The organism is Empedobacter sp. UBA5987 (genome assembly GCF_002429865.1).
GTDB classification, from domain to species: domain Bacteria; phylum Bacteroidota; class Bacteroidia; order Flavobacteriales; family Weeksellaceae; genus Empedobacter; species Empedobacter falsenii_B.
On sequence record NZ_DJBB01000039.1, the window covers coordinates 1 to 13,258 of the forward strand.

The window sequence follows — 13,258 nt, forward strand, 5'->3', positions numbered from 1 at the left end:
AGTTTTATCAACTTTTAAGCTATACTGATGATGTTGATCTAAATCAAAAATTAGAACAATGGGAAAATTTTTATAATTTCAATAGACCACATGGATCTTTTAAAGGAAAAACTCCTTATGAAATACTAAAATTAAAACTAAAATAATTATATTTAAAGTCTACGAAGTCATGAAGTACGACATAACATAATTTTTAATAAGTGTTACTTCCCGATGCAGAAAGTATAAAAGCCTTTATTTATCAATAGTGTAGGGGAGTGTGGTGTACTATTGGTGTAGCAAAATTTATGAAAGTTTAACATTTTATATAGTATTTTTAAAAATCTACTTAAATCTAATATTAACTATATTTTGATTTACAAAGAAAATACAATAATTGAATAGAATAGGTTTTTTCTTCTTTTCAATGTAATTTTATAGATGAAATAATTGAAACAAAAATGAAAAAAATAGATATTACAAGTTTAGAAGATTTAGACCAAATTGATCAAGCGTCTTTTAATCAACCAAAAATTATTTATAAACACAGTACAACTTGTGGGTTATGCGATATTATTTGGAATATAATAAAGGAAAGCGATTTTGAGCTGAATTATTTAGATTTATTAACATATAGACCAATATCTAATGAAATTGAACGTAGTTACAATGTTCAACACGAATCACCACAAATCTTAATAATAAAAGACGGAAAGTGTGTGTACAATGCTTCACATCGTAAAATAAAAAATGAAGAAATTCAAAAGGAACTAGATCAACTGGTTAGTTTGTAATGTATAAAAAAAAATCTACTTGTTAACCAAGTAGATTTTTATACTTAAACATATGGTACAGTATCACTTAATACCCTTTATTTTGTGTAAATACATTCGAAGCATCAATTGTTGCTTGTGGAATCGGGTAAATTCTTCTTGTAGGAGCAGTTACTGATTTTGAAGTTCTTGCTTCTTCAAATTTTCCGAAACGAATTAATTGTTTTCTTCTTACTAATTCCCAATATGTTTCGAAAGCGATTTCCTTTACTAAAGTAGCCTCATCAAGAGTAGTGATTGCAACACCTGGCGCATTACCAAATAATGCTTCTCTTGTTCTACTGGTTCTTAGCATGTTAATATCTGCTAATGCTGCACTTGTATTTCCTTTACGGAAATAAGCTTCAGCTCGCAATGTATAAATTCCACCTAAACGAAACAATGAAATATTTACACTACCATTTCCATTGTTTCCAAAACTAGGATCAAACTCGTATTTAAATACACGCGCTCCTCTGTTAATTTGATTTTGAGAAAGAACAGCTTGCAAAGGATTGTCAAAGTTATATTCTGGAGTAAAATTAACAAGTAAATTGGTGTTTTTTTCCATTTTTAGTTGATTTACTTTTATACGTCCATTTACCATCTCAAAAGATCCATTCGCTAAAATAGTTGGACCATATTGAACACCTGCTTGAATACCTCTATTAAAATGAAACCAAGGTTTTCCCGTACCTTCTACTAAACTTGTAGCAGGAACACTAACATCAGTTCCATCATTCATAAACCAAGTTCCATCTTCATATTGGTAATGTCTGTGAAAACGAGGGTCTTCATGATTTCCATCCCAACTGTGGTAAAACTCTGGTGTCGTTCCTGTAGCATTAGTTCCTCTATTATCTGGAGAAGGTTTTTGTGCACGTTCAACAGGCATATATGCAAAACTGTTTGAACTGTTTCTTAAACTATTTGCAGTTGCTTTTTGTACTACCGCAAATATTAATTCTGTTCCGTCATCATTACTAATATCAAAATTACGGAAGAAATTAGATTCTAACTTAAAACGTCCTGAATTGATTATATTTGAAGAATATTCAATTACTTTATCCATATCAGAAACACCACCACTAACAGCACTCTCATTAAAATCGAAAGTGTTGGAGTATCTATTTTTTAAAACAGCTCTGTTCATGTACATATCAGCTAATAAAGCATAAGCTGCTTGTTTAGTGAATCTTCCCATGTGTGTAGATTGCTCTCCAATATTTGCTAAATTTGGTATGATACCTTCTACTTCTGTAATTAATTCATCAATAGCTACATCTGCTTTTCTTACCACAATTTCTGCATTTACATCCATTGGATCTCGATATGGAGCTTGTCCGAATAAGTCTAATGTATGATAAGTATAAAATGCTAATAAACCTTTTGCTTCAGCTAAAAATAATTGTTTGTTAGCAACACTACTTTTCTCTATTGCTTGTATGGCAGTTAAAGATTTTGTTATTCCGAAATTTAAATTATCCCAAGTCGATTTTATTTGAGGATTTGAAGCGTCCCAAGTAAACTCAGATAACGCTCTCCATTTTCCACCATCTCCCCAGTCACTTCCTCGTGTAGGTAAAATTGCTTCATCAGTAGAGTATTCTTGTAAACCGAAAACATTTCCGTGATCTACGAAAGTTCCGTCTCCTAATTGTCCATAGGCTGCAGCAATTGCGTTTTCTGGACTTGGTGATTCTGATCCTAATCTTTCATCAACTACTTGCTCTTCTAAATCTGTACAACTTAAAATGCTCACAGAAAGTAATGCGAAAAATAGGTAAGATATTTTTATTGTTTTTAATTTCATGATAATTAATTCTGGTATTAAAATTTTAAAGTTGCTCCAACCATAAATGTTTTTGCAGATGGGTAAGTTGCATAATCAATTCCTAATGATTGATTTCCTGATGCAGTTTTTGATGTGTCAATTAACGGATCATATCCACTGTAATTTGTGATTGTCCATAAGTTTTGAGCGCTTACATATAGGTTTAAACTCTTCACCCATTTTAATTGCTCGACACCAAAATTATATCCTAAACGAACATTATTTAAACGTAAGAAATCTGACTTCTCTAAATAAAGTGATGATAATTGCGGTAAATTTTCAGCACTTGCTCCAGAAGTGTAATAATCTCTTAACAAGTTACGATCTGATGCTAAATTGTTAATATTTAAATTAAGATTAGTATTATTGACTAAATATCCTCCCGCTTGACCAATAAAAGAGAATGCAAAATCAAACCTTTTATAACGCATATAACTGTTAAGCCCGTATGTTACTTTTGGAAGTGGACCTTCGAAAATTTGTCTATCTTCAGTTCCTACTGAACCATTCCCATCAGTATCTTCATATATGTATTTACCTTGCTCGTCAATTCCTAAATATTTTAGCATATAAAATGATCCTGCTTGGTATCCATTTTTATAAACATTGGCATAAACACCTGACATTCCTGGACCAGAAATTTGTCCTGAATATATTTCGGAAACAGGTAAGTCTTTTACTTTGTTTGATAATGTTGCTGCATTTACGTCTATTGACCACGTAAAATCCTTTTGATCGATAATTTGAGAACCTAAAGTCAATTCAAATCCTTTATTTTCTATTTTTCCATCTACATTTTGCCAAATAGTACTCGTTGGACTTAATGGCCCAGAAGGAATATTTAAAATCGGATCTAAAGTTGTTTTATTATAGTATTCTAACGACCCATATAATTTACTGTTGAATAAACTAAAATCAACTCCAAAATTTGTTTGTTCAACAACCTCCCATTTCAAATCAGGGTTTGCAGTTCTGTTTACCATTACTCCGTTAATCAAATCATTTTGATTATATAACCAATATCCCGCAGAAGAAGATAATGATGAACTCGCTTGCGTTAATTTATTCTGAACTTCTTGGTTACCTGTCTGTCCCCAACTTGCTCTTAATTTTAATTCATTTACAACAGAAGAACCTCTTAAAAATTCTTCTTTATTAATGGCCCAAGCAACTGCTAAAGATGGGAAATAGCCATATTTATTATTTTTTCCAAAACGAGTAGAACCATCCGCTCGTAAAGATGCTGTAAATAAATAGCGACTATCGTAGTTATAATTTACACGTCCAAAGTAAGACTGTAATTCATTTTCTTGTGCGTAACCAGGACTTGGAATAAATGCAGTTCCAGAATAACCAGGATTATTCTCTGGTGCAACACCACTTCCTTGTTCTGCAATATTAGTCAAGCCAAAATAAGTTCCTGAAAATTTAAATTTTTGGTAAGAAAAACCTGCTAATAAATTGATATTATGTCTGTTGAATGTTTTGTCAAAAGTTAAATAATGCTCAACTAAAGTACTCAACGATTCTAAATTACTTTGCGTGTACATTCCTCTCGGCGTTCTATCAGTAATGTTTGGATACATCGTTGTATTACGTTCCGAAGTTGATCTGTCAATACCGTAATTTAATTTATAATTTAATCCAGGAAGAATACGTAAAGTAGCTTCAACATTTCCTAAAACTCTAAATGTATTTGTATGATCATTATACTTACTCAATAAATACATTGGGTTGTAATGAGCGTTCATGTTGAAATTTGTGTAATCACCATTTTTATCAAAAACAGAACGTGTAGGATTAGCCATTAAGGCATGAATAACCAACTGTCCATCTGAACCAGCATTTGAACCATTTGGTAAACCGGTTTCTCTAATATCACTAGCTGTTAAATTGAATTTAACTTTTAAACGTTGATCGTCTAAGAAAGATTCTTCTGCATTTAAACGAGCTGTAGTTCTTCTGAAATTACTTGTTTCAATAATTCCATCTTGATCCATATGAGAAATTGATGCATAGTAGCTTCCTGTATTCGTTTTCTTAGAAAATGAAAAGGCATGATTTTGAGAAGTTGCTGAACGAAACAATACATCTTGCCAATCTGTATTTCCACCATGATCGTAAGAAGGATCTACGGCGTTTCTATACTCATCAGCATTCATCAAGTCTAATTTTTTAATCACATTCGAAACACCGAAGTAAGTATCATACGTAAAAAGTGCATCACCTTTTTTTCCTTGTTTCGTTGTAATTAAAACAACACCATTAGAACCTCTTGCTCCATAGATTGCTGAGGCAGAAGCATCTTTAAGAACAGTTATCGATTCTATATCACTTGTGTTTAGAAAGTTTAATGGATTTTTTGCGCTTGAACTTCCTAAACCAACATTGGGTCCACCAGAACTTACATTTTCATTGCTTAACGGCACACCATCTACAACAAATAAAGGTGTACTACCACTTCGAATAGATCCAACTCCACGAATAGAAACATTCATTCCAGCGCCTGGTTCTCCACTTGTTTGCACAACACGAACACCAGCTACTTTTCCTTGGATTAAGTTATCCACAGAAATGTTCATTCCTTCTTTAAATTGTTCAGATTTTAATTGACTTACAGATCCTGTTAGATCAGATTTTTTCTGAGTACCATATCCAACCAACGTTACTTCTTGTAAAGCATGTTCATCAGAAATACTTGTTTCACTCGAAATATGGATTGTCATTTCTGCCGAATCAATTACAACTTTCTGAATGGTAAATCCTTCTAATTGTACAGTTAAAGTTTGTCCAACCTCTGCCTCAATAGAAAATAAACCGTTCTCATCTGTTATTACTTCTTTTCCAGTTTCTACGATAATAACTTTTGCGCCCGAAACAGCAAATCCGTTCTCGTCTTGTACAATTCCTTTTACAGTAGCATCTGCTGCTTGTATTCCGAAATTAGAATTGTCGTTTAAAACCTTTGCTTCCGCCTTGTTACAATACAAGAAAACAAATGCCAAAGGAATTAGTTTTTTCAGTTTAAAATGTTTAATTTTATGGTACATATTATTAAGTAAAGTATCACATTTACGATGCTTAACTTAGATTCCACTGTTGTTGTCGCAGCAGTGGTTTTTGTTAAGCTAGCTGTTGATTTGTTTTTCGGAATACAAAGTAAGCCTCTACTCTTTAAAAACACTTTAATTTAAAATCATCAAAACATTACCATAAGGTAAAATAATCGATTACATTCCTGAAAATCAAACAGAAAATTTACAATACTATAAAACAGACTTAACAATAACTTAAAATTGTTTGAGAATAAACAATGTAATTTCGGTTCTTATAAAAATTAGAGCAATGAAAAAGACCATTTTATTTAGTTTATACTTACTTCCTTTTAGTTTTTCTTTGGCGCAAACACAAACTTTAGAAGATTTAAAAATCAATGAAATTCAAGTTATTGGTTCGCATAACTCTTATAAGAAAGCTATATTACCAGAGGTTTATAACTATTTATCAGAAAGAGATTCTATGAATTTTTTACCAAGAATTCAGTACGAACATATTCCAATTCCTCAACAATTAGATTTAGGTTTACGAAATCTAGAAATTGATGTTTACGCAGATAGTAAAGGAGGAAAATATGCGCATCCTAAAATTTTAGATTTTGTAAAAACAACTCAGCCTTTCGATCCTGACAAAAAAATGAATAAACCAGGTTATAAAATGATCCATATAACTGATATCGATTATATGACATGGTATTATACACTTGAAGATTGTTTAAAAGATTTAAAAAAGTGGTCTGATGCAAATCCTAATCATACACCTGTATTTATTACATTAGAGCCAAAAGATGGCAAAGAAAATGAATTTAAAACAGAGCCTGAACATTACACAGAAAAATTATTTGATGATTTGGATAATGAATTGAGAAAATATTTAGGAAAAAATAAAATCATCACTCCAGATGATATAAGGGGTTCTTACAAAACTTTAAACGAAGCCATTACCAAAGGAAATTGGCCTAAAGTAAAAGATGTGAAAGGGAAATTTATTTTTGTATTAGATAATAATGGAGCAAACCGAGATTTATATGCAAAAGGACATCCTTCTTTAAAAAACAGAATGATTTTTACAAATTCAACTCCAGGAACAGCAGAATCTGCTATAGTATTTAGAAATGACCCTGAGAAAACAGATGAAATTAAAAATTTAGTAAAACAAGGTTACATTGTCCGCACAAGAGCAGATGCTGATACGATGGAAGCTAGAAGTGAAGACTATTCTCGTTTTGAAAATGCGAAAAAAAGTGGTGCTCAAATCATCACAACAGATTATTATCAACCAAGTAAATTATTCAAATCTAATTTCAAAATTAGTTTCGATGATAATACTTACGAAAGAAAAAATCCTGTTGTAGGAAAGTAAATGATCTTTTTTATATAAGATGTATTGAAATAAAATCCTTGTCAAGTTTCAAAATTTTGACAAGGATTATTCGTTAATCTAAAATCGTAATTTAAAACACAACCTTATCACTGTTTTTCGTTCGTTGAATGAGCTTTTATTGCTTATATATTTTTGATTCTTTTTTCTTTAAAATCAATTTCAAAATGATTTGAAGGTTCACCATTCGATAAATGTGAAAGTATTTTAAACAACATTTTCAATTGTAAGATAAATTGATCTTTCGATTGATTCTCTGCAAATAATTCTTCCAGCACTTTATATTGTTCCAATCGCTCTTTCGGAATATCTCTTTTCGCCAATTCATCTGCCGACTGAAATTTATAGAGATCAAGAATTAAATCGTCAAATGTCCATTTTTTATAATTTTTAGACTGAATTATTTTTCTATTTATTCCTTTGTAACCTAAAAGTAGCAAATCTTCTCCATTCAAGTTTTGTCCTTTTTCTATAAAATCATTCGGCCAATCATTCGGAATCATTCGTAAACGAACTAATTCTTTTAGATGAAAAAGCATTAATTCTCTGTACGATTTAGTTTTCAAAATATCTTTGTTCCAATTTAATTTATTGCTGTCTTTTTGTAAAGCTAAAAACTCTTTTTCATACAATGGAAATAATTCATCAAAACGAGGTACATCATCTAAGATTTGTGTTTCGATTTCCATCTTATCAGCTGATTTTATTGTCAAAATTTTATAAGCCGGAATGTAAGCTGCTAAAGAAGGTACTTGAATATTTACTAAAAAATCATTTTCTGTTTTTTTACTTCCTGTATCATTAATATGCATATGCCCAGCAAAATGAATTTTAATTCCTGCTTCTGAGAAAATTTTTGCAACCTCTTCTTGTGGAACACGTTCCAATTGCCATTTTTTATCTCCCAATAATTTTTCTATTTCTGAAGAAGCACCATCATTATAATCAATCATAGGGTAGTGCGTAAAAGCAATCAGTGTTTTACTTCTTTTTTTTGCTTCAGCAGTAATATTTTTCACCCATTCTATCAAGTGTTTCTTGTTTGTCAAAACATTGTTATAACCAATACTTGCACCCTTATAATTAGAAGGATTAGATGAATTTTCGTTTAAATTCTTTGGAATATAGGTATTACCATCAATGGCTAATAGCCAAACATCTTCTATCGGTTCGACAACGTAACTTAGGTCAGGGACCGAAAATCCTTTTTCTACTTCATACATCCTTTTAGTATAATCAGCTGCTACTAAAGCATCATCAAAAGAATAAGAGGAAATTAGATTTTTATTAAATGGTGTACTCCAAAATAAATCATTTTTTTGCGGATAAAATCCAAAGTCTTTCAATTCATTTAAAATTTCTAAATATCCCGACTCAGCAATGTCTTTTGTATAGATTCTTGAAGGTTTTTCTCCTATCATTTCTTTACTATAAATTCCAAATGGTTTTCCATTTTCTCCTAAAAAGTCATCTTTTCCTGCATCTTTCCTAAATGGACCTACTGGGTCATGATTACCTGTTGTTAAGTAAAATTTCATGTTATATTTGCGTTTATATTCTTCTAAAATTTTATGTAAACCTCTGAGATTATATGCTTGGCCATCATCTGAAAAATCGCCTGGCATTGCTACAATTTTTATATTTTTAGATACAATATCATCTAGTGCTGCAATAAATGCAAAATAGTTTTCATTAAAAATTCTTGTCGAGTGCAATTGAGATTCCATCGTTCTCAAAATAGTTGCTTTTCCTGTTTTCGGATTGATAATTCCTTTAAAATCATTATCCGAAAAGTTGCCATACAAATCTTGAAAATGAACATCAGAAAGAAAGGCTACTTTAACTTCTTTTTCTTGTGCATTCAATATAGAAAAGAGAAGAATTAAGATAAATAAAATTTGTTTTTTCATGTCTGTAAAACAGCAAAACTAACGTAATATTAAATTCGTTTTATTTGAAATGAAATTTATAACGATAAGTTAATTTGAGTTTTTAGAAATAAGTTTTAATGTTAAAGTCAATATGACAAAATTTATTTCTGAATACGAATTAAAAGAATCCGGCATTAAATCTATTACGTTAAGAAAATAATTGAATGTAACGTTAAGATGATTTTAGCCCTTATGTGTAGGTACGTCAAATCATCGTAGACTAAATTAGTAAAAAACTAATATAATGTTATGATCATGAAAAAGACCAAAGAAATCCAAAATTATTTAACTTATATTAAAAAAATACAAGTTTTAAAATATGCTAAAGAATATGGAAATAATGCTATAGCTTATAAATTTTATGGTGTTAAAAAGAGTACATTTTACAAATGGAAAAAAGCATATGAAGAACATGGAGAAGAAGGTTTACTTAGAAAAAAAACAATTCCTCGTACTTTTCCTAACCAAATTAAGCAAGAGATTGTAAATAAAGTACTAGAACTTCGAAAAGAGTATAAATTAGGGACTTGGCGAATTAAATGGTATTTAGAACGTTATCATGATATTTTTATATCAGAATCAAGTGTTTATCGTATTCTAAAGCGTAATAATGTTACTAGGTTAGACAGAAAAGTAACTAGAAGAGCTATGCATAGTATAAGATATGAAAAAGAAACGCCTGGTCATCATGTACAAGTTGATGTTAAATCTCTAATTTTCCATGATGTAAATGGTACTAAAATCAAGCGATTTCAATATACAGTGATTGATGATGCTACTCGAATTAGAGCACTTAAAATCTGTGAAAAGCACAATCAATTAAGTTCAATTGATTTCATAAATTATGTTGTAGAAAAATTTCCCTTCAGAATTAATACAATTCAAACAGATAACGGACATGAATTTCAATCAAAATTTCATTGGCATATTCAAGATTTAGGAATGAGACACCGATTTATAAAGGTAGGAACACCTCAGTTGAATGGAAAAGTTGAACGATCTCATTTAACAGATAAAAAAGAATTTTACCAGCTTTTAAATTACACAGATGATGTGGATTTAAATCAAAAATTAGAGCAATGGGAAAACTTTTATAATTTCAATAGACCTCATGGTTCATTTAAAGGAAAAACACCCTATGAAATACTAAAATTTAAACTAAAATAATTATATTTAAAGTCTACGAAGTCATGAAGTACAACAATATCCGATAAAAGAATCAGTCTTATTTATTACAATTTAATCTTGTTGGTTAAATAATTCTTGAATCTTTTTTATTTGATCTAACAAATTTGACCAATTCAAACTTTCTCCAACAATCATATGTTCTTGCATTGTTTTATAGTCTTGTTCCCATTTTGAAAGAACTTCATCAGGCGGAATAATGCTCAATTTTCCTTTTTCGTGATTTGAATAATCTAAACCTCTTAATGGATTTACAGTTTTACGATGATTTACAATAGTCTGAAATAAATTGTCATCAGCTATCGCTTTTTTACCAAAACCTGCTTGCATCATTTTATCTAAATCATAAAAATGACGAGTTAATCTATCTGTTCTGATTTTATCAATTGGTTTAGAAAATTCTTCATGAAGTAATAAAACCTTTTCTATAAATGTACGTGTTGGAATTACTACTTGGACATTAAAGTTAGGTTCGGTAAAAGGTAAATCTTTATAATTTTCATCAATGAAAGAAATAATAGATTTTGTTTCAGATGGCTCTGTTAAGGAACGAGCCCCAATTTCTAATAAAACTCTTTGTTGAATATAAGCATTGCTTACAGGTACTACTGAATGATAATGAATTTCTAATGTATTGGGATCACTCGTATCATCAACATGATCGTTGTATTTGATTTCATATAAATCTCTGCTAATTTCTAATTGATCTAATTGTCGAATTAATTCTTCTCTAAACTCATTGATTATAAATCCACCTGAAGCTTTTCGCAATTTTTTAATCTGAGATTTTGAATTTAATTTATCAAATCCTAATAAATGTCGATCAATAATTAGATCAATATCTTCAGAAAATCGATCAATTAAATGATAAGCTTTACTTAATGATGTACCTCCTTTAAAGATAATTGAATCCGCATATTGAGATTGAAAAATAGCTTTTAATAAAATGCAAACCCACCAATCTTTCTCTACAACAAAGGCAGGTAAACCTTTTGAAATTCCCGTTTGATCCAGAACTTGTATTTGTTGCTCTTTAGTTAGATTAATCCACATATTAACGAGTTGTATAAAGATTATTGATTATTTTTTGAATCCAAACAGGTGCATATTTCAATTGTTTTTGAATAACTTGTTCGTTTAGGTGAAGGATTGAAGGTTTTATTTGATTTAAAAAATCATCTGTTATTTCTTTTTGCCCTATTTCTTTAAAAGCTTGAACAATCAAGTGTAATAATTCGTCTTTAATAGCAAAGCTTTTAGGAACTGTTTTTTTGAATTGAATAGTTCTATTTCCTATTTTTATTTCGCGTTGCGAACCATCGGTCAAGTAAACAGCTTTCAAAGGAATTTGAGTTGTTAAACCTAATAAATACAAAGCTAAAACTCCTGTTGGCGCAATACGAGCTTTATCCCGTTTAGCAATCTGTTTAGCAATTTCATCTATAGTCGGATAAATCTTTCCTAATAGCAAATCTTTTTTAGGTTTAAGATAAATACCATGAGTTAAACGCTCAACTAAACCTTCATTTTCTAAACGAGAGAGTACTTTACGGATATTATCTGAAGAACCATATTTTGAAAAATCATCTAAAAAAAACATTTCGCCAAATGATGATTTTGAAATCTTTGTTTGTATCTTATTTTTAGATGTTTCTATCATATTTTTATTGTAATATTTGTCACAAATTTAATGAAAATTTGTGACAAAATAAATAATTCACAATAAGGATTATTCTGTTGTGATTATAAGATTAATTTCTCAGATTCCAATTTTCCCCTTTATTTCTTGAGTAATATAATCCTTTGTCTGTTGTTGCTAAAATTTCTGAACCATTTAAAGTTAAATTGTGAAATTCATTGAAGCTTGAATTTGCAACTCCTCTTTTAAACCAATTTTCTCCATTATTTTTAGAATAAGAAATTTGTTTTCCATTTTTGGTTATCGCTAATAATTCTTCTCCACAATCTAATAAAAAAGTAAAATCATCTGATTGCAAAGATCTTCTGTTCCAATTTTCTCCATTGTTAACGGAATACTGAATTTCATTTTTGTTGGAAGGATTAATTCTGATTAACTCTTTTCCTTTTTGAATAATTTGTGACATATATTAAATTTTATTTCAAAATTATTTTCTTGATAGGACATAAAATGTACGAGTCAATAAATATATTTGTAGAAATGATTTTTATGTCAAATAGCTATTCTATACAACGAATGTATAACGTCATTCGATTTCTTAAAAATAAACCATCAACAATGGTTGAGATTCAGGATTATTTATCAAGATTAAATTCAAATTATGTTAGAAATGAAAAAACAATCCGACGTGATTTTCAGAGTATTGAAGAGTTGTTTGGTTATGAAATAGAATACGATAAAAGTCTAAGAGTATATAAGATTGAAAAAGTAATTGACGACGTTTATAAAGATAAATTATTAGAATCTATTGCTTTAATGAATATTTTGCAACAATCTAAAAATGTAAATAAATATATACATTTGGAGCAAAAGCAAACAAGAGGTACAGAATATCTAACTGATATTATTGAAGCCATAGAAAATAAGCATGTTTTATCATTTACACTGAATAGTTATTGGAAGGAAGCAACAAAAAGAACATGTGCGCCAATTGCGATAAAAGAAGCAATGAAAAGATTCTATTTAATCGCCTATGATCTTGAAAAAAAAGCAATAAGAAATTATGGATTGGATAGAATATCAAATTTCAGAGTATTAGACGAAAAGTTTTCTCCAGCTGATTATGATGTAGACGAAATGTATCAACACGCTTTTGGAATTGAAAACTATGGTAATCCTGTGAATATTGTTTTACGGTTTGACAATACGCAATTCAATTATTTAACATCTTTGCCTTTGCATCATTCTCAAGAAATTATCAAAGAAGAAGCTGATACATTTACGATCAATTTATTTGTTCATCCAACACATGAATTGAAAATGGAAATTTTAAAATTTGGAGATAACTGTGAAGTTTTAGAACCAGAAATTTATCGAGAAGATTTTAAAAATACTGTAAATAATTTATACAAAAAATATAAAAAGAACCTTTAAAAAATTA

10 protein-coding genes and 1 pseudogene are annotated in these 13,258 nt (G+C 29.7%); 5 read left to right on the top strand and 6 right to left on the bottom strand.

The window, feature by feature from the left end; all coding sequences use genetic code 11:
- Nucleotides 1–146 (top strand): annotated as a pseudogene (locus B3J26_RS05900) (integrase core domain-containing protein); the annotation flags it as partial.
- A 294-nt stretch (nucleotides 147–440) separates the two neighbouring features.
- Nucleotides 441–773: a bacillithiol system redox-active protein YtxJ gene (gene ytxJ / locus B3J26_RS05905; protein ID WP_291050775.1), complete on the top strand. Its 333-nt coding sequence runs from the start codon at nucleotides 441–443 to the stop codon at nucleotides 771–773.
- A 67-nt stretch (nucleotides 774–840) separates the two neighbouring features.
- Here the strand turns inward: ytxJ and B3J26_RS05910 are convergent, their stop codons facing one another.
- Complete coding sequence (locus tag B3J26_RS05910) at nucleotides 841–2,604, bottom strand: RagB/SusD family nutrient uptake outer membrane protein (RefSeq protein WP_291073747.1); 1,764 nt, start codon at nucleotides 2,602–2,604, stop codon at nucleotides 841–843.
- Nucleotides 2,605–2,621: 17 nt separating this feature from the next.
- Nucleotides 2,622–5,675 (bottom strand): SusC/RagA family TonB-linked outer membrane protein, encoded by a 3,054-nt coding sequence (locus B3J26_RS05915; protein WP_291073749.1) that lies wholly within the window; start codon nucleotides 5,673–5,675, stop codon nucleotides 2,622–2,624.
- A 295-nt stretch (nucleotides 5,676–5,970) separates the two neighbouring features.
- Between B3J26_RS05915 and B3J26_RS05920 the strand changes: the two genes are divergently transcribed.
- The gene (locus tag B3J26_RS05920) at nucleotides 5,971–7,044 is read left to right on the top strand and encodes a phosphatidylinositol-specific phospholipase C1-like protein (RefSeq protein ID WP_291073751.1); all 1,074 of its coding nucleotides are present in this window, start codon (nucleotides 5,971–5,973) and stop codon (nucleotides 7,042–7,044) included.
- A gap of 143 nt (nucleotides 7,045–7,187) precedes the next feature.
- Here the strand turns inward: B3J26_RS05920 and B3J26_RS05925 are convergent, their stop codons facing one another.
- Entirely contained in the window at nucleotides 7,188–8,972 is a 1,785-nt protein-coding gene (locus B3J26_RS05925) for a metallophosphoesterase family protein (RefSeq protein WP_291073753.1), read from the bottom strand.
- 276 nt (nucleotides 8,973–9,248) lie between these two features.
- Here B3J26_RS05925 and B3J26_RS05930 point away from each other — a divergent pair, with 276 nt between their 5' ends.
- Nucleotides 9,249–10,160, top strand: a complete 912-nt coding sequence (locus tag B3J26_RS05930) for an IS481 family transposase (protein WP_291073755.1) — start codon at nucleotides 9,249–9,251, stop codon at nucleotides 10,158–10,160.
- A 72-nt stretch (nucleotides 10,161–10,232) separates the two neighbouring features.
- Here B3J26_RS05930 and B3J26_RS05935 read toward each other — a convergent pair whose 3' ends face one another.
- The 3 genes from B3J26_RS05935 to B3J26_RS05945 form a co-directional block, all read right to left on the bottom strand.
- Nucleotides 10,233–11,231: a nucleotidyl transferase AbiEii/AbiGii toxin family protein gene (locus tag B3J26_RS05935; protein WP_286495909.1), complete on the bottom strand. Its 999-nt coding sequence runs from the start codon at nucleotides 11,229–11,231 to the stop codon at nucleotides 10,233–10,235.
- A gap of 1 nt (nucleotide 11,232) precedes the next feature.
- Nucleotides 11,233–11,838, bottom strand: a complete 606-nt coding sequence (locus tag B3J26_RS05940; RefSeq protein WP_286495911.1) for a DUF6088 family protein — start codon at nucleotides 11,836–11,838, stop codon at nucleotides 11,233–11,235.
- Nucleotides 11,839–11,929: 91 nt separating this feature from the next.
- Nucleotides 11,930–12,283: a hypothetical protein gene (locus B3J26_RS05945; protein ID WP_286495912.1), complete on the bottom strand. Its 354-nt coding sequence runs from the start codon at nucleotides 12,281–12,283 to the stop codon at nucleotides 11,930–11,932.
- 83 nt (nucleotides 12,284–12,366) lie between these two features.
- Here B3J26_RS05945 and B3J26_RS05950 point away from each other — a divergent pair, with 83 nt between their 5' ends.
- On the top strand, nucleotides 12,367–13,251 hold the full coding sequence (locus B3J26_RS05950) for a helix-turn-helix transcriptional regulator (RefSeq protein ID WP_286495913.1): 885 nt from the start codon (nucleotides 12,367–12,369) through the stop codon (nucleotides 13,249–13,251).
- Nucleotides 13,252–13,258: the final 7 nt, after the last annotated feature.